Annotated in this window: 17 protein-coding genes and 1 pseudogene; 12 read left to right on the top strand and 6 right to left on the bottom strand. The window is 68.2% G+C overall.

Going from position 1 to position 20,677, the window contains the following annotated elements; all coding sequences use genetic code 11:
- Window positions 1-28 precede the first annotated feature (28 nt).
- Window positions 29-1,519 (bottom strand): AAA family ATPase, encoded by a 1,491-nt coding sequence (locus ACYVO6_RS10065; RefSeq protein WP_461059513.1) that lies wholly within the window; start codon window positions 1,517-1,519, stop codon window positions 29-31.
- Between the two features lie 116 nt (window positions 1,520-1,635).
- Here ACYVO6_RS10065 and ACYVO6_RS10060 point away from each other — a divergent pair.
- Together ACYVO6_RS10060 and ACYVO6_RS10055 are read left to right on the top strand one after the other, a co-directional pair.
- A pseudogene (locus ACYVO6_RS10060) lies at window positions 1,636-1,752 on the top strand (efflux RND transporter permease subunit); the annotation flags it as partial.
- 142 nt (window positions 1,753-1,894) lie between these two features.
- Window positions 1,895-4,108, top strand: coding sequence for a protein kinase domain-containing protein (locus tag ACYVO6_RS10055; protein ID WP_461059511.1), 2,214 nt, complete (start codon window positions 1,895-1,897; stop codon window positions 4,106-4,108).
- Window positions 4,109-4,126: 18 nt separating this feature from the next.
- On the opposite strand, the gene nadA is transcribed toward ACYVO6_RS10055, so the two are convergent.
- Window positions 4,127-5,311 carry a quinolinate synthase NadA gene (gene nadA / locus ACYVO6_RS10050; protein WP_461059509.1) on the bottom strand — a complete coding sequence of 395 codons (1,185 nt, stop codon included), beginning with the start codon at window positions 5,309-5,311 and terminating at the stop codon, window positions 4,127-4,129.
- Window positions 5,312-5,747: 436 nt separating this feature from the next.
- Between nadA and ACYVO6_RS10045 the strand changes: the two genes are divergently transcribed.
- Window positions 5,748-6,104 carry a HesB/IscA family protein gene (locus ACYVO6_RS10045; protein ID WP_033325602.1) on the top strand — a complete coding sequence of 119 codons (357 nt, stop codon included), beginning with the start codon at window positions 5,748-5,750 and terminating at the stop codon, window positions 6,102-6,104.
- A gap of 249 nt (window positions 6,105-6,353) precedes the next feature.
- On the opposite strand, the gene ACYVO6_RS10040 is transcribed toward ACYVO6_RS10045, so the two are convergent.
- Together ACYVO6_RS10040 and ACYVO6_RS10035 are read right to left on the bottom strand one after the other, a co-directional pair.
- Complete coding sequence (locus ACYVO6_RS10040; RefSeq protein WP_461059507.1) at window positions 6,354-7,982, bottom strand: hypothetical protein; 1,629 nt, start codon at window positions 7,980-7,982, stop codon at window positions 6,354-6,356.
- Window positions 7,983-8,128: 146 nt separating this feature from the next.
- Window positions 8,129-8,356: a hypothetical protein gene (locus ACYVO6_RS10035; protein ID WP_033325434.1), complete on the bottom strand. Its 228-nt coding sequence runs from the start codon at window positions 8,354-8,356 to the stop codon at window positions 8,129-8,131.
- Between the two features lie 134 nt (window positions 8,357-8,490).
- On the opposite strand from ACYVO6_RS10035, the gene ACYVO6_RS10030 reads away from it, so the two are divergent.
- Window positions 8,491-9,465, top strand: coding sequence for a carbohydrate kinase family protein (locus tag ACYVO6_RS10030; RefSeq protein WP_461059505.1), 975 nt, complete (start codon window positions 8,491-8,493; stop codon window positions 9,463-9,465).
- Window positions 9,466-9,488: 23 nt separating this feature from the next.
- On the opposite strand, the gene ACYVO6_RS10025 is transcribed toward ACYVO6_RS10030, so the two are convergent.
- Window positions 9,489-10,871, bottom strand: a complete 1,383-nt coding sequence (locus tag ACYVO6_RS10025; protein WP_461059503.1) for an aminotransferase class V-fold PLP-dependent enzyme — start codon at window positions 10,869-10,871, stop codon at window positions 9,489-9,491.
- A gap of 336 nt (window positions 10,872-11,207) precedes the next feature.
- Here ACYVO6_RS10025 and ctaC point away from each other — a divergent pair, with 336 nt between their 5' ends.
- The 4 genes from ctaC (at window position 11,208) to ACYVO6_RS10005 (ending at window position 15,719) form a co-directional block, all read left to right on the top strand.
- Window positions 11,208-12,206, top strand: a complete 999-nt coding sequence (gene ctaC, locus ACYVO6_RS10020; protein WP_461059501.1) for an aa3-type cytochrome oxidase subunit II — start codon at window positions 11,208-11,210, stop codon at window positions 12,204-12,206.
- Entirely contained in the window at window positions 12,203-13,936 is a 1,734-nt protein-coding gene (ctaD, locus tag ACYVO6_RS10015) for an aa3-type cytochrome oxidase subunit I (protein WP_461059499.1), read from the top strand. The genes ctaC and ctaD overlap by 4 nt, the downstream gene beginning before the upstream one ends.
- Window positions 13,933-14,331: a cytochrome c oxidase subunit 4 gene (locus tag ACYVO6_RS10010; protein ID WP_461059497.1), complete on the top strand. Its 399-nt coding sequence runs from the start codon at window positions 13,933-13,935 to the stop codon at window positions 14,329-14,331. Before ctaD ends, ACYVO6_RS10010 begins: the two co-directional genes overlap by 4 nt.
- 131 nt (window positions 14,332-14,462) lie before the next feature.
- Window positions 14,463-15,719, top strand: a complete 1,257-nt coding sequence (locus ACYVO6_RS10005; RefSeq protein ID WP_461059495.1) for a L,D-transpeptidase — start codon at window positions 14,463-14,465, stop codon at window positions 15,717-15,719.
- Between the two features lie 121 nt (window positions 15,720-15,840).
- Here the strand turns inward: ACYVO6_RS10005 and ACYVO6_RS10000 are convergent, their stop codons facing one another.
- Complete coding sequence (locus ACYVO6_RS10000) at window positions 15,841-16,239, bottom strand: response regulator (protein ID WP_461059493.1); 399 nt, start codon at window positions 16,237-16,239, stop codon at window positions 15,841-15,843.
- Between the two features lie 203 nt (window positions 16,240-16,442).
- On the opposite strand from ACYVO6_RS10000, the gene ctaE reads away from it, so the two are divergent.
- The 4 genes from ctaE (at window position 16,443) to qcrB (ending at window position 20,618) form a co-directional block, all read left to right on the top strand.
- Complete coding sequence (gene ctaE / locus ACYVO6_RS09995; RefSeq protein ID WP_461059492.1) at window positions 16,443-17,063, top strand: aa3-type cytochrome oxidase subunit III; 621 nt, start codon at window positions 16,443-16,445, stop codon at window positions 17,061-17,063.
- 65 nt (window positions 17,064-17,128) lie between these two features.
- Window positions 17,129-17,938 carry a cytochrome bc1 complex diheme cytochrome c subunit gene (qcrC, locus tag ACYVO6_RS09990; RefSeq protein WP_461059490.1) on the top strand — a complete coding sequence of 270 codons (810 nt, stop codon included), beginning with the start codon at window positions 17,129-17,131 and terminating at the stop codon, window positions 17,936-17,938.
- The gene (gene qcrA, locus ACYVO6_RS09985; protein WP_461059488.1) at window positions 17,935-18,996 is read left to right on the top strand and encodes a cytochrome bc1 complex Rieske iron-sulfur subunit; all 1,062 of its coding nucleotides are present in this window, start codon (window positions 17,935-17,937) and stop codon (window positions 18,994-18,996) included. Before qcrC ends, qcrA begins: the two co-directional genes overlap by 4 nt.
- Window positions 18,993-20,618 carry a cytochrome bc1 complex cytochrome b subunit gene (qcrB, locus tag ACYVO6_RS09980; protein ID WP_461059486.1) on the top strand — a complete coding sequence of 542 codons (1,626 nt, stop codon included), beginning with the start codon at window positions 18,993-18,995 and terminating at the stop codon, window positions 20,616-20,618. The genes qcrA and qcrB overlap by 4 nt, the downstream gene beginning before the upstream one ends.
- Window positions 20,619-20,677 lie beyond the last annotated feature (59 nt).

The following is a 20,677-nucleotide window of genomic DNA, read 5'->3' as shown; positions in this document are numbered from 1 at the left end:
TAGGGCAGGGCATTGCCCGACGGAGCGTCTACGTCCCGCCGTACAGGCGCCCCAGATCCATGAGGACCACTTCGCCGCGTTCGGCCGCTGCCTGTAGGGCCGGTGTGAAACCGACGCCGCTGTAACAGGCGGGGCGGGCGTGGCTCGTGTCGATGCCTCGGGATGCGAGGAGGCCCAGGATGTGGCGGAGCCGGTCGAGGTGGCGTACGTCCATGACCTTGTTCCACTTCGCCTCGCCGATCGACAGCAGGATGCCGTGGTCCTGGCCGACCGCGCCGCGTACGACGACGTCGACTTCGTGGGAGGTGCGCGCGGCAGGATCGGCGACGGTTCCCGAGGTGACGTCGATGGGCAGACCGCCGAAGGTGTCGGGCTCGGCGTGCCAGGCGACCCACTCGCGGCACAGGTGCTCGAAGTGGGGGCCGACGACCTTGCTCAGGAACGTGTCCCGGGATTGCGCCCAGGCCTCCGCCGGGTTGCTTCGGCGAGTCAGACGTGCCTGGTTGGGGCGTACCACTGCGTGGTGGAACGTGATCAGAGGTTCGGCGATGCGGTACGCGCTGCGGTTGCCGCGGAAGGCGTCCGGTTCCATGGTCAGCAGTCCGCACCGCTTGAGCACCGTCAGCGGCTGCGAGATGTCCGTCGCCTTGCGGCCCACCGCGCTCGCGATGCCACCGCTGGTGTGGTTGCCTGCCGCGACCGCCGCGAGGATGGAGTGGTAGAGCGCGCGATCGCGTACGTCCGGTTCGGCGGCCAGAAGGAACTCCGCCTCGCCGTGGAGTGGACGGATGGGGTTGAGGACCGTACGGCACACCCAGTCGTCGAAGTCGTCCAACTCCGCCGGTACGTCGTCGTCCACGAACTCCCGACGGTAGGCCGGTGTTCCGCCGACCACGGCGTGGGTGAGGACGGCGAGCCTTGGGTCAGTGATGTCCCAGAACTTGGCTGCCTCCCGGTAGCCCAGGGAGTGCACGACGAGGTCGAGTCCCGCGCGGCCGTACAGGGGGGACGTACCGGAGAGCAGCCCGCCCATGAACGACATCGCGCTGCCGCAGAGGAGGATGCGGGGGTGGCGGCGCAGATGGCGGCCCGCGCGGACACCGATGATCGCCTGGAGGCGGGACGGGAGGGAGCTGTCGCCCCGGACCAGATAGGGGAACTCATCGATGACGATCGGGACGGGACGCTGCGCGGCCAGGTTGAAGAGCAGTTCCAGGGCTTCGGTCCAGTCCTGGGGGCGGAGCGGCACGGGAGCGTCGGTGAAGCGTGCGATTTCCCTGCCGAGTAGAGTCAGCGCCTCGGCCCGCGTCGCCTCGACGGCGGCGAAGTAGAAGCCGCCGGTCGCTTCGGTTAGGGCTTCGAGTAGGAAGCTCTTCCCCTGTCTGCGACGCCCGGATACGACCGCGAGGCGTGGCCCTGGCTCCTCATCGGAGACGAATGCGGTCAGCTCGCTCCACTCCCAGTCACGGTCGAAGATCTGGGGCGGCTTGGGGATGGAGCGGTGGGAACGTCGCGTCACAGGGCACCTCATTTTTAGTGGCGTACCTCTAAGAAGTACATCTCTAAAAACGAGAACACACGTCGATGGACACGGGTGAGCCCGCATTGCGGCGCCCCCGGGGACCGCGGGCGACGGCCGCACTGGAAGGCGGCCGCCTCCGCCCCATCCTGATGACGGCGCTGGCGACGATCTTCGCTGTCCTCCCCATGGCCCTGGGCATCACGGGCGGAGGCGGCTTCATCGCCGAGCCCTGGCCGGAGCCCGCGTCCGTGTGACCGCAGCGTCCCCGGCAGCCGGGCCCCGAGCCCCAACGGTTCGGTGCCCGGCCGTCGTCGTGTGCCGTTACGTATCCTGTGGGCTCGAACTGCTTTACGGGGGAAGGGGATTCGGGCGGTGCCACTGCGAAGGGACGACCCGAAGTCGGTCGGCGGGTACAAGCTGGTCGACCGGCTCGGAGCCGGGGGCATGGGGGTCGTCTACCGGGGCAGAGCCCGTTCGGGGCGCGAGGTCGCCGTCAAGGTGGTGCACGCCCAGTACGCCACGGACGGCGTCTTCCGGGCCCGGTTCCGGCAGGAGATCGAGGCCGTCCGCAAGGTGAGCGGCGCCTTCACCGCACCGGTCGTGGACGCCGACCCGGAGGCGGCGCGGCCGTGGATGGCGACGCAGTACGTGCCCGGCCGCTCGCTCGCGCAACTGATCCGCGACCGGGGCCCGCTCCGGGACGCCGAACTGCGGCAGCTGGCGCTCGGTCTGGTGGAGGCGCTGCGCGACATCCACCGGGCCGGGGTCGTGCACCGCGACCTGAAGCCGGCGAACGTCATGATGGCCGAGGACGGCCCCCGGGTCATCGACTTCGGCATCTCCCGCGCGGCGGAGAACCAGACCCTGACCGAGACCGGCCAGATGATCGGCACCCCGCCGTTCATGTCCCCGGAGCAGCTCACCGACGCCCGCACGGTCGGTCCGGCCTCGGACGTGTTCTCGCTCGGGGCACTGCTGGTGTACGCGGTGACCGGACGGGGCCCGTTCGACACCGACAGCCCCTATCTGACGGCGTACCGGGTGGTCCACGACGAGCCTGTGCTGGACGGGGTGGGCCGACCGCTGCACACGATCCTGGAGCGCTGCCTGGCCAAGGACGAGGCGAAACGGCCCGGACTCGACGAGTTGGGACGGGAGTTCGCGACAGCCCTGCCGGAGGGGGACGCGGGCGACCTGCCCACCGTGGCACTGGGCCGGGCCGCGCAGGCGGTGGCGGAGACCCGCCCCGGGACGGTGGCCGACCCGGGCGGCGACGGCCGGCCCGGCCTACGGAGCCGTATCCGCCCGCTGTGGGCCGCGACCGGCACGGTCGGCGCCATCGTCCTCGGCCTCACGGCCTACCTGACGCTCGGGCCGGGATGGGCGGAGAGCAGCGACGGGCGGTGGTCGGCGCCGCCGAGCGGTTGGAAGCCGTGGCAGACGACGGTGTACGAGACCTCCGCGCGCGGCGAGAAGAAGGCGCTGGAGGTGAACGGCGGCGGGATGCGGGGCGGGCCGGACTGCCGGGTGTACGAGGGCGCCGTCTACTGCGCGGGCGACGGGATCCTTCCCGTACGACTGGACGGGCTGACCGGCGAGACCGTCTGGCGCGCGGAGGCGGTGCCGACCGTCAAGGGCGAAGGGACGTACACCTTCACGCTTCTCGGCGTCCGGGACGGCGCGGTGCTCATCCACCAGCTCTTCTACCCCGACGACGCGGACGACGACACGACCAGCGTCGTCGCCCTCGACGCCGAGACCGGTGAGCGGCTCTGGAGCCGTGAGGTGAACGACGACTTGGTGGACGTGATCCTCTCCGGCGACCTCGTCATGACTCCGGACGACAGCGGCCGCTCGGTGACCGCACGCTCGCCGCGCACCGGCGCCGAGCGCTGGACGACACCGCTGCCCAAGAACCACCTCTGCGGGTTCAGTGAGGCCGGCGAGGATCTGTACCTGCAGTGCAGTCTGGACACGCTGGACACGGAGGCACCCCGGAACATCCAACTCGTGGAGCTGGACCGGGCCGATGGCTCGACGCGTCGGCTGACGGTACCGAACGACGGCGGCCTGCTCGGGGTCCTCGACGGCCGACTGCTCCTCCTCGAATCGCCCCGGGACGAGGAAGGAAACGGCGAGGAGGCGGTGTACGCCCGGATCCGGCTGGTGGACCCGGACACCGGTGCGAGCAGCACGACGAAGCTGGCCGAGGAGTACGCGGGACAGGTGACGCTGGCTGACGGCACTCTGTGGTTCGCCACCGTCAGCGGTCGGGTGACCGCGGTGTCGGCCCGGACGGGCAAGCAGGTGTGGCAGACCCCGACCAGCCTGGAACAACCGGGCGAGGCCACGTACGACTCGCGGACGGGCGTCGTGTACCTGGCCAGCGCCAGCGGCCGGGTGGGAGCTCTCGACGCGAGGAAGGGCACGCTGCTCTGGGAGACCCTGCCGAAGGCCGCACGAATGGACACCGGCTGGATGGCCAGGGTGTTGCGCCATGCTGGCGCGCTGGTCGTCGTCACCCCGGACGGCACCGTAGTCAGCCTCGACCCCGCTCACCCCGAGCAGAAGCCCTCCTCGGGGTGAGCGGGGCCGGACACCGAGTTACGGCAGCGCCAGCATCCGCTCCAGCGCCAGCTTCGCGAACTGCTCGGTCTCCCGGTCCACCTCGATGCGGTTGACGAGGTTGCCCTCGGCCAGGGACTCCAGTGCCCAGACCAGGTGCGGCAGGTCGATGCGGTTCATCGTCGAGCAGAAGCAGACCGTCTTGTCGAGGAAGACGATCTCCTTGCCCTCGGGCGCGAAACGGTTCGCCAGGCGGCGTACGAGATTCAACTCCGTACCGATCGCCCACTTGGAGCCCGCCGGAGCCGCCTCCAGGGTCTGGATGATGTGCTCGGTGGAACCGACGTAGTCCGCCGCGGCCACGACCTCGTGCTTGCACTCGGGGTGGACGAGGACGTTCACGCCCGGGATCCGCGCCCGTACGTCCTCGACCGACTCCAGGCTGAAGCGGCCGTGCACCGAGCAGTGACCCCGCCACAGGATCATCTTCGCGTCGCGCAGCTGCTCGGCGGTCAGCCCGCCGTTCGGCTTGTGCGGGTTGTAGACGACGCAGTCGTCGAGCGACATGCCCATGTCCCGCACCGCGGTGTTCCGCCCCAGGTGCTGGTCGGGCAGGAAGAGGACCTTCTCGCCCTGCTCGAAGGCCCACTCCAGGGCCCGCTTGGCATTGGACGACGTGCAGATCGTGCCGCCGTGCTTGCCCGTGAACGCCTTGATGTCCGCGGACGAGTTCATGTACGAGACGGGGACGACCTGCTCGGCTATCCCGGCCTCGGTCAGCACGTCCCAGCACTCGGCGACCTGCTCGGCCGTCGCCATGTCGGCCATGGAGCAGCCGGCGGCGAGATCCGGCAGTACGACCTTCTGGTCGTCGCCGGTCAGGATGTCCGCCGACTCCGCCATGAAGTGCACACCGCAGAAGACGATGTACTCGGCCTCGGGCCGCGCCGCCGCGTCCCGGGCGAGCTTGAAGGAGTCCCCGGTGACGTCCGCGAACTGGATGACCTCGTCACGCTGATAGTGGTGGCCGAGCACGAAGACCTTGTCCCCGAGCTTCTCCTTTGCCGCGCGGGCACGCTCGACCAGGTCCGGGTCGGACGGCGAGGGCAGGTCACCGGGACACTCGACGCCGCGCTCGCTCCTCGGGTCGGCCTCACGGCCGAGCAGCAGCAGGGCGAGGGGCGTCGGCTGTACGTCGAGCTCCTGGGTCTGGGCGGTGGTCACGAAACACGCACCCTTTCTGTTCTGCGGCTCGCTTGAATCACCTGGAACGATCAAGCAGAACAAGCCTTTTCGTCGAATTGACGTTATCTATCATAACCGCTTCATGTCAGTTTGACGATGGCCATATTGTCGATGTGACGTGAATCCCGCCGCGTTCCGAGTCGGTGAGAGGCGGTGAACGGGCAGGTTGCGGGAAGGCGTACATCAAAGGCGTACACCCGGGGCTGTCCAGGGCGGTCAGGGCGGTCCAGGAAGGCTGCCCCCCGGGGGTTGTCCACAGGTCCGCGGCTTGTCCACAGGACATTTTCCGCTCCCGACCGCATGTGCGAGCATGAAGGAGCAAGCGAAAGACACGCGCTCGGCCCGGAATGAATCCGCGGCCCCGCCGGTTGCAACCGTCGGCAAGCAGTCTCCGTACAACCCGGGAGAGAAGCAGATGTCCGTATCGGACGAGACCACCACCGTGAGCGACGGCATCCTCCTGTCGGACGCCGCCGCGGCCAAGGTCAAGGGCCTGCTCGAGCAGGAAGGCCGCGACGATCTGGCACTGCGCGTCGCCGTTCAGCCCGGCGGCTGCTCCGGCCTGCGGTACCAGCTCTTCTTCGACGAGCGCTCCCTCGACGGCGACGTCGTCAAGGAGTTCGGCGGTGTGAAGGTCGTCACCGACCGTATGAGCGCTCCGTACCTGGGCGGCGCCTCCATCGACTTCGTGGACACGATCGAGAAGCAGGGCTTCACGATCGACAACCCGAACGCGTCGGGTTCCTGCGCCTGCGGCGACTCCTTCAGCTGACCCCGAGCCCGGCCTCGTACCTCGCGGTACAGAAGGCCGTGTCCCGCAGAAAGGCGGCGCCCCCTCCAACAGGGCGCCGCCTTCGCGTGCTCAGAGCCTGTGCGGCGGGCTTGCTGAGCGGACTTGCTGAAGTCCGGTACGCCACCGCCCCTAAGGAGGCCGCAGGCCTCTTAGGGGCGCGGGGAACTGCGCGACCAGCCACAACGGACCCGCAGCTTCGAACTGCATCCCCAGCGGAGCGTCCGGCGCCTACTTGGTCAGCTTCGGCAGGTCCTTCTCCAGCGGCAGCGCCTTGCCGTCCGTACCCACGACCTTGCGGTCCCCGAGCGGCTCCTTCAGCTCCACCGTCTTGTGGAAGGTCTTCGCGATCATGATGCAGACCTTGTCCTTCCACGGCGTCTCGGTCACCTTGACCGTCACGACGTCGCCCTTCTCCTCAGCCGACGCCGAGTAGTCGCTGCACACGCCGCCCGTGAAGCGCACGGTCAGCTTCTTGCCGTCCGCGCTGTAGCCCTCGACCCTGACGTCCCGCTGGGCCGGCGCGGCGCTCGGCTCGTCACCGGGCTCCCCAGGCTTCGCACTCGGAGTGGTCGGGGCGCTCGGAGTGTCCTTCGGCCGGCCCGGAGAGGTCAGGAACCTCGGCTCGACCGCCGGATGCGTCACCGTGAAGCTCTCCTCGGCCCCTTCAGTCCGTACCTCGAAGAGCCAGGAGGGCACCAGCGCCTGCCGCCCGTCCACGAACTGCGACGCCAGACCGAAGGTGGCGTCCTCGACGACCGCGGCGGGCGTGAACTTCAAGGTCGACGGCTCGCACGGGGCATTCTCCGTACCCTCCAGAGGGACGGGGGTGGCGCACCCGCCGATGCCCACGCGTCCGTCGCCCGCCGCGGACCGGTTCAGCAGGTCGAGCGTCTTCTCCGCGCCGAGGACCGGGTACGTGTCCCCCTTCGCCGGTGCCTTCAACTGGCCGCTGCCGCCCACCACTTGACCGTCCGCGCCGATCTGGACACCGGTCGTCCAGCCGTACGTCGGCAGCCCGCCGACCTCCGGCTCGGCGTTCACCACGCGCTTCGTGCCCATGAGCTGGCTCGCGTCGAGCTTCGCGTCGTCCTGGCCGATCGCCTTCAGGACGGGCGCGGCGGCCTTCTTCGCGGCGTCCACGCTCACCGGGTCGACCTCGGCGTCCGGGGTGGTCGCGCCGCTCTCGCACACCGTGGTGCTCTCGCAGGTGTCGATGCCGGGGACGGAGCGGCTGTACGTCCAGGTGCCGGGCGCCTTCTTGCTCACCTGAAGGCCCGGTCCCGAACCGTCCTTGACGGCCCCGACCCTCCAGGTCTCGCCCTGAGCCGTCGGCTTGCCCGCCACGCCAAGAGCCTTCGCCAGTTCGGCGACCTCGGCGGCCGTGACCTCGCCCTTCGTGCGGTACACGGGCGCGGAGCCGGGACCCTCGGGGAGCCTGCCCTCGGCGCGGTACTTCGTGCCGTTCGGGTCGGGCTCGCCGGGCGCGATGCCGGTCGTGTCGCCCGTACCGCTCTCGGTGTAGCCGTCCAGGGCGAGCGGCGGCGGATCGCCCTCGCCTCCCGGCGTACCGGATCCGCCCCGGTCATCCGCGCCACCGCCGCCCGACGCGCTCGTGGCGAAGTACGCCCCGCCGCCCCCGACGAGCAGCACCGCCGCCGCGACCGAGGCGACGGCCACCGAACGCCTCCGGCGCGGCCGGACGGGTTCGTCCCGGACGGCTTCGTCGACGACGGTCTCGTCCACGACAGCTTCGTCCCGCGCGGCCTCGTCCTGGGCGGCCTCGCCCCGGACAGTTTCGTCCTGGGCGGCTTCGGCTTCCTCCCGGACGGCATCGTCGTCGGGTCGCTCGGTGTTCACCGCATCGCTCCTTCTACCGCACCGCGGTCCCATGAGACCCGGCCCTGACCGGGGCAGGGCGCAGCAGGGTCGTATCCCGTCTCCCCTTTACGGGGGACAGCCATGGGACGCGGCGGGGGAGCGCATGGTTCCCTCCGGGCTCCCTCCTAGTCCCCGTAGTCCGACATGGCGTCCAGCAGGCGGGCGGACTTCGGCGGAACCGTTACGCCGTGGATGAGTGACGGGGACACCGGGAGGGGAGTGATCCGGGCGGGTGCGGTCCAGTGCGGCACCATCCGGGCGCAGTCGCCGCGCAGTTCCGCGAGGCCGCCCTCGAGGTCGAGACCGCCTTCGAGGCCCAGCGGAGCGGAGCCGTGGATCTTGAGGTTCGTCATATCGGAACCGTATGCACCGCATGGCCTACGGCAAAAGCCCTACTATCGGGTAGTTCTTCCCGCTTCGAAGTTGCGGAGCCGACCCGATAGCGTGAACTGTCAACTCTCCCTCCTCGCAGGAGCGTGTCCTAGCCGTGCGTATCGCAGTCACCGGCTCCATCGCCAACGACCACCTCATGACCTTCCCCGGCCGATTCGCCGACCAGCTGGTCGGCGACCAGCTGCACACGGTCTCCCTCTCGTTCCTGGTCGACAAACTGGACGTACGCAGGGGAGGTGTGGGCGCCAACATCGCCTTCGGCATGGGCCAGCTCGGCTCCCGGCCGATCCTGGTCGGAGCCGCGGGCGCCGACTTCGACGAGTACCGGGCCTGGCTGGACCGGCACGGCGTCGACACCGCGTCCGTACGCATCTCCGAGGTGCTGCACACCGCCCGCTTCGTCTGCACCACGGACGCCGACCACAACCAGATCGGCTCCTTCTACACCGGCGCCATGAGCGAGGCCCGGCTCATCGAACTCAAGTCGGTCGCCGACCGCGTCGGCGGGCTCGACCTCGTCCTCATCGGCGCGGACGACCCCGAGGCGATGCTCCGGCACACCGAGGAGTGCCGGACCCGGGGGATCCCCTTCGCGGCCGACTTCTCCCAGCAGATCGCACGCATGGACGGCGAGGAGATCCGGATACTCCTGGACGGCGCGACGTACCTCTTCTCGAACGAGTACGAGAAGGGGCTCATCGAGTCCAAGACCGGCTGGACGGACGCCGAGATCCTCGCCAAGGTCGGCCACCGCGTGACGACCCTCGGCGCGCGCGGCGTCCGCATAGAGGCCGTCGGCGAGGACACCATCGAGGTCGCCACCGCCGAGGAGACGGTGAAGGCGGACCCGACCGGGGTCGGCGACGCGTTCCGCGCGGGCTTCCTCTCGGGTCTGGCCTGGGGCGTCTCGCACGAGCGCGCCGCCCAGGTCGGCTGCATGCTCGCCACACTGGTCATCGAGACCACCGGCACGCAGGAGTACGAGCTGCACCGCGCCCACTTCATGGACCGCTTCACCAAGGCGTACGGCCATGAGGCGGCGGCGGAGGTCCAGGCCCACCTGGCCTGACACCTGGCCCGACAGCCGCCCGGCTACGACGTACGGCGGACCACGTAAGCCGAACCGTGGTCCGCCGGCTCCTCCCCGACGTACTCCTGACCTCGCATCGTGCACCACGCCGGGATGTCCAGGCGGGCCGCCTCGTCGTCCGAAAGGACGCGGATGGTGCCGCCCAGGGGGACGTCGTCGATGACCTTCGCGAGTTCGATGACCGGGATGGGGCAGCGCCTGCCGAGGGCGTCCACGGTGAGGGTGTTCTCGGCGGCGGGGGCCTTCGGCGCGTGGACCGGAGCGCCCAGCTTCTCGCGGACCGTCGAGACCGCGGCCGGCAGTACGTGCAGGAAACGGTCCACGTCTTCCTCGGGCGCGCCCAGCGGCAGCGACACCCGGACGTTGCCCTCCGTCAGTACCCCCATCGCCTTCAGCACATGGCTCGGCGTCAGCGTGCTGCTCGTGCAGGACGATCCGGACGACACCGAGAAGCCCTCGCGGTCGAGCTCGTGCAGCAGTGTCTCTCCGTCGACATAGAGACAGGAGAAGGTGAGCAGGTGGGGGAGCCGGCGTACCGGGTCGCCCACCACCTCCACATCCGGGACCAGTTCCGGCACCCGCGCGCGGATCCGGTCCGTCAACTCCCGCAGCCGGGCCGACTCGGCGGCAGCCTCCGCGCGCACCGCACGCAGTGAGGCCGCCGCGGCGACGATGCCGGGGATGTTCTCGAAGCCGGGAGCACGGCCCGACTCCCGTTCGTCGACGGGGCCTTGAGGGGCGTACCGCACCCCCTTGCGTACGACGAGCAGCCCGACACCCGAGGGCCCGCCCCATTTGTGGGCGCTGCCCGTCAGCAGCGACCACTCACCCTCGACCGGCCCCCAGGCCAACGACTGCGCCGCGTCCACCAGCAGCGGTACGCCCGCCTCACGGCACGCGGCGGCGACGGCGGCGACCGGCTGCTCCGTACCCACCTCATGGTTGGCCGACTGCAGACAGGCGAGCGCGGTGTCGGGGCGGAGGGCGGCGGTGTACGCGTCGGGAGAGACGGCACCCGTACGCAGTACGGGCACTTCGGTCACCGCCCCGCCCTCGGCCCGATGGACCTCCGCCGCATGCAGCACCGAAGAGTGTTCGACAGCGGACACGGTCAGGTGGCGCCCGACGCGGCGGCGTCCCGCCAGCGCCCCGGCGATCCCGGAATGCACGGCCGACGTACCGGATGAGGTGAACACCAACTCGTCCGCCCGACACCCCACCGCTTCGGCAGCAGCCTCACGCGCCGCATCGAGCAACAGCCGGGCGCGCCGCCCTTCGCGGTAGAGCCGTGCGGGGTCGGCCCACCCTTCGTCGAGCGAGGCGACAAGGGCCTGCCGGGCAACGGGATGGAGGGGAGCGCTGGAAGCAGCGTCAAAGTAGGCCACACAGCAACGCTAACGTTCAGCAGCGCGGCGGACCTCAGGGCAGCGGACCAAGGGGCGCGGGGCTGTGTCGATATGCGGCTCCGCCGCGCGGGCGCGACCAGCCACAAACAACCCGCACTCGCCACACATAGCCGCACCCCCGAGCTATCAGGCGCCCCAACCACCCTTCGGCTGACCGGCGGCACGTAGGGGCCCCCTCCCCGCGAACCCCCGGAGGGCGTCGGCTAGGGTTTGGTCCGCATAAACATCCAAACCCCTGCCCGACGCAGGGCGGCGACCGACCACCGAGAAGGCCGCAGCCAACACGCGCGGGCGAGACTCTCGGGAAGGCGCTACGTGAGTCCCAACGGCTCCGACCTCCCCCACGCCCTGGGGGGCGCGGGCGGTACCCCCACGCCGCAGCGCCCGATGCGGCGGAAGCTGCTGCAGGCACTGACTGCGGGCCTGGTCCTGGCGACAGCCTCTGGTTGCTCGTACAACTGGGAAGACTTCCCCCGCCTTGGTATGCCCACCCCGACCACGGAAGAGGCTCCGCGGATCCTCTCCCTGTGGCAGGGCTCGTGGGCCGCAGCACTCGCCACGGGCGTGCTGGTCTGGGGCCTGATCCTGTGGAGTGCTTTCTTCCACCGGCGCAGCCGCACCAAGGTCGAAGTTCCCCCGCAGACCCGGTACAACATGCCCATCGAGGCGCTGTACACGGTGGTCCCCCTCATCATCGTCTCGGTGCTGTTCTACTTCACGGCCCGCGACGAGTCGGAGCTCCTCAGCCTCGACAAGAAGCCGGACGTGACGGTCAACGTCGTCGGCTACCAGTGGAGCTGGGGCTTCAACTACGTCGAGAACGTCGAGGGTTCGGACGGCGACGCGAAGACCGACAAGAACCTGGACGCGATTCCGCAGCGGTTCAAGGACGACTTCCCGGCGAACGCCGGCGGTGTCTACGACGTCGGCACCCCGGGCCAGCGGAACCCCCAGACGAACAACCCCGGTCCGACCCTCTGGCTCCCCAAGGGCAAGACGGTCCGCTTCGTCCTCACCTCGCGTGACGTCATCCACTCCTTCTGGGTGGTGCCGTTCCTGATGAAGCAGGACGTCATCCCGGGCCACACCAACTCCTTCCAGGTGACCCCCAACAAGGAGGGCACCTTCCTCGGCAAATGCGCCGAACTGTGCGGCGTCGACCACTCCCGGATGCTCTTCAACGTGAAGGTCGTCTCTCCCGAGCGTTACGAGGCCCACCTCAGGGAGCTCGCGGAGAAGGGCCAGACCGGTTACGTCCCGGCCGGTATCGAGCAGACGGACCACGAGAAGAACCGGGAGACGAACCAACTGTGAGCATCCTCAACGAACCTCAGGGTGCCGCGCCGGAAGACACGTACCAGAACGAGGTCCCGGTACGGCGGAAGCAGCCCGGCAACGTCGTCGTCAAGTGGCTCACCACCACGGACCACAAGACGATCGGCACGCTGTATCTGGTCACGTCGTTCGCGTTCTTCGTCATCGGCGGTGTGATGGCGCTGCTGATGCGCGCCGAGCTGGCCCGCCCCGGCAGCCAGATCATGTCGAACGAGCAGTTCAACCAGGCGTTCACGATGCACGGCACGATCATGCTGCTGATGTTCGCGACGCCGCTGTTCGCCGGTTTCACGAACTGGATCATGCCGCTGCAGATCGGTGCCCCCGATGTGGCGTTCCCGCGGCTGAACATGTTCGCCTACTGGCTGTACCTGTTCGGCTCGCTGATCGCGGTGGGCGGCTTCCTCACCCCGCAGGGCGCCGCCGACTTCGGCTGGTTCGCCTACTCCCCGCTGTCCGACGCGGTCCGCTCGCCGGGCATCGGCGCCGACATGTGGATCATGGGCCTGGCGTTCTCCGGCTTCGGCACCATCCTCGGCGCGGTCAACTTCATCACCACCATCATCTGCATGCGCGCCCCGGGCATGACCATGTTCCGCATGCCGATCTTCGTGTGGAACGTGCTGCTCACCGCGGTGCTGGTGCTGCTCGCCTTCCCGGTGCTGGCCGCCGCGCTGTTCGCGCTGGAGGCGGATCGGAAATTCGGGGCACATATCTTCGATGCCGCGAATGGTGGCGCGTTGTTGTGGCAACACCTCTTCTGGTTCTTCGGGCATCCAGAGGTGTACATCATCGCGCTGCCGTTCTTCGGCATCATCTCCGAGGTCATCCCGGTCTTCTCCCGTAAGCCGATGTTCGGCTACATGGGCCTGATCGGCGCGACCATCGCGATCGCCGGTCTGTCGGTCACCGTGTGGGCGCACCACATGTACGTCACCGGCGGCGTGCTGTTGCCGTTCTTCTCCTTCATGACGTTCCTGATCGCCGTGCCAACGGGCGTGAAGTTCTTCAACTGGATCGGAACGATGTGGAAGGGGTCGTTGTCGTTCGAGACCCCGATGCTGTGGGCCACCGGCTTCCTGATCACCTTCACCTTCGGTGGTCTGACCGGTGTCATCCTGGCCTCGCCGCCGATGGACTTCCACGTCTCCGACTCGTACTTCGTGGTGGCGCACTTCCACTACGTGGTGTTCGGCACGGTGGTGTTCGCGATGTTCTCCGGCTTCCACTTCTGGTGGCCGAAGATGACCGGCAAGATGCTCGACGAACGCCTCGGCAAGATCACCTTCTGGACGCTGTTCATCGGCTTCCACGGCACGTTCCTCGTCCAGCACTGGCTGGGTGCCGAGGGCATGCCGCGGCGGTACGCGGACTATCTCGCGGCCGACGGCTTCACCGCGCTGAACACGATCTCGACGATCAGCTCCTTCGTGCTCGGCCTGTCGCTTCTGCCGTTCTTCTACAACGTGTGGAAGACCGCCAAGTACGGCAAGAAGGTCGAGGTCGACGACCCGTGGGGCTACGGCCGCTCGCTGGAGTGGGCGACATCCTGCCCGCCGCCGCGGCACAACTTCCTCACCCTGCCGCGGATCCGCAGCGAATCCCCGGCGTTCGACCTGCACCATCCGGAGATCGCCGCCATCGACCAGCTCGAGAACGTCGGTCCTGCTGAGAAGTCCCTCGCTGGTGGCAAGGAGGCCGGCAAGTGAAGATCCAGGGCAAGATGTTCATCTGGCTGGCCGTCTTCATCCTCGCCATGGCGATCGTCTATGGCTATTGGTCGAAGGAGCCGGCCGGCACCACGGCGCTCTTCCTGGGCTTCGGCCTGAGCATCATGATCGGCTACTACCTGGCCTTCACGGCCCGGCGGGTCGATGTGGGCGCCCAGGACAACAAGGAGGCCGACGTCGCGGACGACGCCGGCGAGATCGGCTTCTTCAGCCCGCACAGCTGGCAGCCGCTCTCCCTCGGCATCGGTGGCGCGCTCGCCTTCATGGGCGTCGTCTTCGGCTGGTGGCTGCTGTACTTCTCGCTGCCGATCATCGCGATCGGCCTGTGGGGCTGGGTCTTCGAGTACTACCACGGCGAGAACCGCACCCAGTAACACGCGCTCGGCGCTCTGGAGCCCGGACCCTCCGTCACGGAGGGTCCGGGCTCCCTCGTCTGCCGGACAAGGCATCCCCCATACGGGCCACCCGCCGCGCCGCAGTGGTCGTGCGTTCTTACGTTGAACGCATGAGCCCCTCACCGCGAAACCGCACCGTCACCAGCTGCACCTTGCTGCTGGTCACCCTGGTCGTGGTCGCGGGCGTCACGGCCTGCGACTCCGACGGTCACCCGCTCTCGGCCAGGCCGTACGACGCGGCGGAACAGATCTCCTTCAACGCCCCGGTCGGCGACGGCAAGAAGGCCGACCCGGACAAGCCCCTGGAGATCACCGCCGAGGACTCCGACGGACGCATCACCGACGTGACGGCCACGGACGCGGCCGGGCGGTACGTGGCGGGCGAACTCTCCGCGGACGGCTCCCGCTGGCACAGCACCTCACCGCTCGCTGCGGGCGCCCGCTACACGGTGCGGGTGAGCACGGAGAACGAGGACGGGGAGCCCGGCCGCAAGGTCCTCGCCTTCGACACCGGCAGGCCCACCACGAAGAAGCGGCTGGGCGTCAAGTTCGGCCCCGACGCGGGCACGTACGGTGTCGGCCAGCCCGTCACGGCCGAACTCAGCGCCCCCCTCAAGGACAAGGCGGCCCGGAAGGTCGTCGAGCGCGCCCTCAAGGTCGTCTCGCAGCCCGCCATGGAGGGCGCCTGGCACTGGGTGGACGCCAAGACCCTGCACTACCGCCCCAGGGAGTACTGGCCCGCCCACGCCACCATCCGCGCGTACAGCAACCTCAACGGCATAAAGGTCGCCGAACGGCTCTGGGGCGGCACGGCCAAGCCCCTGAAGCTCACCACGGGCGACCGCGTCGAAGCCGTGACGGACGCCGCCGCGCACTCTATGGCGGTCCACCGCAACGGCAAGGTGATCAAGCGGATCCCCATCACCACCGGCAAGCCCGGCTTCGAGACCCGCAACGGCGTCAAGGTCGTGCTCGGCAAGGAGTACTTCGTACGGATGCGCAGCACCAGCATCGGCATCGCCGAGGGCAGCGCGGAGTCGTACGACCTGCCCGTCTACTACGCCACCCGCGTCACCTGGAGCGGCGAGTACGTCCACGCCGCCCCCTGGTCCACCGGCTCCCAGGGCTCCGCCAACGTCAGCCACGGCTGCACCGGCATGAGCACCGCGAACGCCGCCTGGTTCTTCAAGACCGTCCGCCCCGGCGACATCGTCAAGGTCGTCAACTCGGAAGGCGACATGATGACCCCCTTCGACAACGGCTTCGGCGACTGGAACCTCGACTGGCAGAAGTGGCAGAAGGGCAGCGCGTTGGTGGAGGGGCCGAGCCCGCAGGACAGGGCACGCCTAACTCCGGTTTCGGCATGAGCGGACGTCCAGGGGGCGCCCCGTTAGGGGCGCGGGGCTGTATCGATTTGCGGCTCCGCCGCGTGGGCGCGATCAACCACAACGGGCCGGCAGCCGCCAAACTACCTACTGGACCGAGCTCTCAGGCGCTCAGGGTCTTCTGCCTCAGCAGAGAAGCCAACGCCGACGCGAAGTCAACAGGCTCCACCGGCAGGATTGCCGTCGCGTCCGCCCGAGACCACGTGGCCAGCCACGCATCCTGCGGCCGCGCGATCAGCAGCAGCACGGGCGGGCAGTTGAACACCTCGTCCTTGATCTGGCGGCACATCCCCATGCCGCCCATCGGCACGGCCTCACCGTCCAGCACACAGACGTCGATCCCACCCCGGTCCAGCTCCTTGAGAACCGCCGCCGGAGTCGCGCACTCGATGAACTCGACCTGAGGAACATCACTCGCCGGCCGGCGCCCGGTGGCGAGCCGCACCTGCTCCCGCGTAGTGGAGTCGTCGCTGTAGACCAGCACCGTGGCGGTCGCCTGCATTGTTCCTCCGTGACTTCGGGACTCGCGTCGTAAGGACGTCGTACGGACATGGACCGAATGGTTCGCTGCGCGGATGCTACTCCCTTGAACACCTGCTACACACCGGTCCGGACCCCGTTCCCTGAGCCATCCGGGCAGCGCACAGCGCACGGACACTCCGAACGGCACCCCCCGGGGTGAGGGCGGGATAAGCGACCGACATAATGTCGGTCGTGGCGACAGCAACGACAGTAGAAACCGGGCACGCGCACCCGTCGGTCAATCGGCCGAACCTCACCAGCGTCGGAACCATCATCTGGCTGAGTTCCGAGCTGATGTTCTTCGCGGCCCTCTTCGCGATGTACTTCACCCTGCGATCGGTGACCGGGCCGGATCACTGGAAGGAGATGGCGGACACCCTCAACTTCCCGTTCTCGGCGGCCAACACCACGATCCTGGTGCTCTCCTCCCTCACCTGCCAGCTCGGCGTGTTCGCCGCCGAGAAGGGCGATGTGAAGAAGCTCCGGATGTGGTTCATCGTCACCTTCATCATGGGTGCGGTCTTCATCGGCGGTCAGGTCTTCGAGTACACGGAGCTGGTCAAGCACGAGGGCCTCTCGCTCTCGTCCGACCCGTACGGCTCGGTGTTCTACCTGACCACCGGCTTCCACGGCCTGCACGTGACGGGTGGTCTCATCGCCTTCCTGCTGGTCCTGGGGCGTACGTACGCGGCCCACAGGTTCACGCACGAGCAGGCGACCGCCGCCATCGTCGTGTCCTACTACTGGCACTTCGTCGATGTCGTCTGGATCGGCCTCTTCGCCACGATCTACATGATCAAGTAGCCGGGCCCGCTCCCGCGCACTGTCCAGAAGCACCGACGCAGAAGATCCTGACACCGGGGTAATCCGTGAAAAAGCTCTCCGCACGACGACGCCATCCGCTGGCGGCGGTCGTCGTCCTACTCATCGCGCTGGCGGCCACCGGGGGGATCTACACCCTGGTCGCGCCCCCGGACCCTGCCAAGGCCGATGAGACCGCCCAGACCCTCACCATCGAAGAGGGCCAGAAGCTCTATGCCGTCGGCTGCGCCAGCTGCCACGGCACGGGCGGTAAGGGCACCTCCGACGGGCCGAGCCTGGTGGGTGTGGGTGCCGCGGCCGTCGACTTCCAGGTCGGTACCGGCCGTATGCCGGCGCAGCAGCCCGGCGCTCAGGTGCCGAAGAAGAAGAACATCTACTCGCAGGCCGAGATCGACCAGCTCGCGGCGTACATCGCCTCGTTCGGTGCCGGTCCCGCCGTGCCGACCGAGAACCAGTACAGCCCCGAGGGCGCGGACATCGCCAAGGGCGGCGAGCTGTTCCGTAACAACTGCGCGCAGTGCCACAACTTCACCGGCGAGGGCGGCGCGTTGACGAACGGCAAGTACGCCCCGACGCTGGAAGACGTCGATCCGAAGCACATCTACGAGGCCATGGAGACCGGCCCGCAGAACATGCCGTCCTTCCCCGACACCACGCTGACGGAGAAGAACAAGAAGGACATCATCGCGTACCTGGGCGAGGTCAACAGCGACAAGTCGAAGAGCCCCGGCGGACTGGACCTGGGCGGCCTCGGGCCGGTCAGCGAGGGCCTGTTCGGCTGGATCTTCGGTCTCGGTGGACTGATCGCCGTCGCCGTGTGGGTCGCCGCCCGGACCGCAAAGGCCAAGAAGTCATGAGTAGCCAAGAAACTCCAGAAGAGAACCTGCCCGAAGAGCGGGCCGACGACGAGCACGGTGCGGTAGCCGTCCCGGGCGAGAAGCATCCGTTCGCGGACCCGGGGCTGCCGCCCCACGAGCACCGCATCCAGGACATCGACGAGCGGGCCGCCAAGCGGTCCGAGCGTACGGTCGCCCTTCTGTTCACGCTGTCGATGCTGGCCACCGTCGCCTTCATCGCCGCGTTCGTGGCGATCCCGGTCGACAAGATCGTCTACATCTGGCCTCTCGGCCACATCAGCGCGCTGAACTTCGCGCTCGGTATGACCCTCGGTGTGGCGCTGTTCGCCATCGGCGCGGGCGCGGTCCACTGGGCCCGCACGCTGATGTCCGACGTGGAACTCGTCGACGAGCGGCACGCGATCGAGGCCACGCCCGAGGTCAAGGCCAAGGTCATGGAGGACTTCCGGCAGGGTGCCAAGGAGTCCGCGCTCGGCCGCCGCAAGCTGATCCGCAACACGATGTTCGGCGCGCTGGCCCTGTTCCCGCTCTCCGGCGTCGTCCTTCTGCGCGACCTCGGTCCGCTGCCGGAGGACAAGCTGCGGCACACGCTGTGGAAGAAGGGCAAGCTGCTCGTCAACATGAACACGAACGAGCCGCTGCGTCCCTCTGACATCGCGGTCGGTTCACTGACCTTCGCCAAGCCCGAGGGCCTGGAGGAGCACGACCACGATTTCCAGAACGAGATCGCCAAGGCGGCCCTGATGATCGTCCGGCTGCAGCCGGACGACATCAAGGACAAGCGCGAGCTCGAGTGGTCCCACGAGGGCACCGTGGCGTACTCGAAGATCTGCACCCACGTCGGCTGCCCGATCTCCCTGTACGAGCAGCAGACGCACCACGTCCTCTGCCCCTGTCACCAGTCCACCTTCGACCTCTCCGACGGTGCCCGAGTGATCTTCGGCCCCGCTGGTCACGCCCTGCCGCAGCTGCGGATCGGCGTGAACGACGAGGGCTACCTCGAGGCGCTCGGCGACTTCGAAGAGCCCGTCGGTCCTGCTTTCTGGGAGCGCGGATGAGCACTTCAACCGACGACCGCCGCAAGGCACCCGCGGGCGAGCGGGTCGCCGACTGGGCCGATGGCCGCCTCGGCATCTACGGCCTGGCCAAGGCCAACATGCGCAAGATCTTCCCGGACCACTGGTCCTTCATGCTGGGTGAGATCGCCCTCTACAGCTTCATCATCATCATCCTCACGGGTGTGTATCTGACGCTGTTCTTCCACCCGTCGATGAACGAGATCGAGTACCACGGCAGTTACGTCCCGATGCAGGGCGTGCTGATGAGTGAGGCGTACGCCTCCACGCTGGACATCAGCTTCGACGTGCGCGGCGGTCTGCTGATCCGGCAGATCCACCACTGGGCGGCGATCATCTTCCTGGCCGCCATGTTCGTGCACATGATGCGCGTCTTCTTCACCGGCGCCTTCCGCAAGCCGCGTGAGATCAACTGGCTGTTCGGGTTCCTGCTGTTCGTCCTGGGCATGTTCACCGGGTTCACCGGCTACTCGCTCCCGGACGACCTGCTGTCCGGCACCGGTGTCCGCTTCACACAGGGCGCGATCCTGTCCACGCCGATCATCGGCACGTACATCTCGATGTTCCTGTTCGGCGGGGAGTTCCCGGGCGACGACTTCGTCGCGCGGTTCTACGGGATCCACATCCTGCTGTTGCCGGGCATCATGCTCGCGCTCGTGGTCGGCCACCTGATCCTGGTCTTCTACCACAAGCACACGCAGTTCGCGGGCGCCGGCCGGAGCGACAAGAACGTCGTCGGGATGCCGCTGCTGCCGGTCTACATGGCCAAGGCCGGAGGCTTCTTCTTCCTGGTCTTCGGGTTCATCGCCGCCCTCGCCGGTGTCGCGTCCATCAACCCGATCTGGGTACTGGGCCCGTATCGCGCGGATCAGGTGTCCACGGGTGCTCAACCCGACTGGTACATGGGCTTCGCCGAGGGACTGGTCCGGGCCATGCCCGGCTGGGAGATCAATATCGCGGGCCATACGCTCGTCCTGGGCGTGTTCATCCCGCTGGTGATCTTCGGTCTCTTCCTCGGGGTGATCGCGCTCTATCCGTTCATCGAGTCCTGGATCACCGGGGACAAACGCGAGCACCACATCCTGGACCGGCCGCGCAACGCCCCGACGCGTACCGCCTTCGGTGTCGCCTGGATCACCGCGTACATGATCATGCTGATCGGTGGTGGCAACGACATCATTGCCACCAGCTTCCATCTGTCGATCAACGCGGTCACCTGGTTCGTCCGGATCGGGTTCTTCGTCGGACCGGTCATCGCGTTCATCGTCACCAAGCGGATCTGTCTCGGCCTGCAGCGCCGCGACAAGGACAAGGTGCTGCACGGCCGCGAGTCGGGCATCATCAAGCGCCTGCCGCACGGTGAGTTCATCGAGGTCCACGAGCCGCTCAGCCAGGAGCAACTGCATGTGCTCACCGCGCACGAGCAGTACCAGCCGGCCGAGATCGGCCCGACGGTCGACGAGAACGGCGTCGAGCGCAAGGTGAAGGCCCCGCAGAAGCTGAAGTCCAAGCTCAGCAAGGCCTACTACGGGGAAGACAGCCAGATCCCCAAGCCGACCGCCGAGGAGTACCGGGAGATCACGAGCGGCCACGGCCACCACTGATCGCTGCGCTCGCCACGCGCGGTTCCAAAGAGCCCCGTCCATTGCATGGACGGGGCTCT

This window comes from Streptomyces pseudoechinosporeus, assembly GCF_054783935.1.
This window is presented reverse-complemented; position numbering and strand designations above follow the sequence as displayed.

Coding starts and splice junctions, on each gene's coding strand:
- ACYVO6_RS10045 (WP_033325602.1), top strand. CDS start 5,748: ATGTCCGTATCGGACGAGACCACCACCGTGAGCGACGGCATCCTCCTG.
- ACYVO6_RS10035 (WP_033325434.1), bottom strand. CDS start 8,356: ATGACGAACCTCAAGATCCACGGCTCCGCTCCGCTGGGCCTCGAAGGC.
- ACYVO6_RS10005 (WP_461059495.1), top strand. CDS start 14,463: ATGAGCCCCTCACCGCGAAACCGCACCGTCACCAGCTGCACCTTGCTG.
- ACYVO6_RS10000 (WP_461059493.1), bottom strand. CDS start 16,239: ATGCAGGCGACCGCCACGGTGCTGGTCTACAGCGACGACTCCACTACG.
- ctaE (WP_461059492.1), top strand. CDS start 16,443: ATGTCGGTCGTGGCGACAGCAACGACAGTAGAAACCGGGCACGCGCAC.
- qcrA (WP_461059488.1), top strand. CDS start 17,935: ATGAGTAGCCAAGAAACTCCAGAAGAGAACCTGCCCGAAGAGCGGGCC.
- qcrB (WP_461059486.1), top strand. CDS start 18,993: ATGAGCACTTCAACCGACGACCGCCGCAAGGCACCCGCGGGCGAGCGG.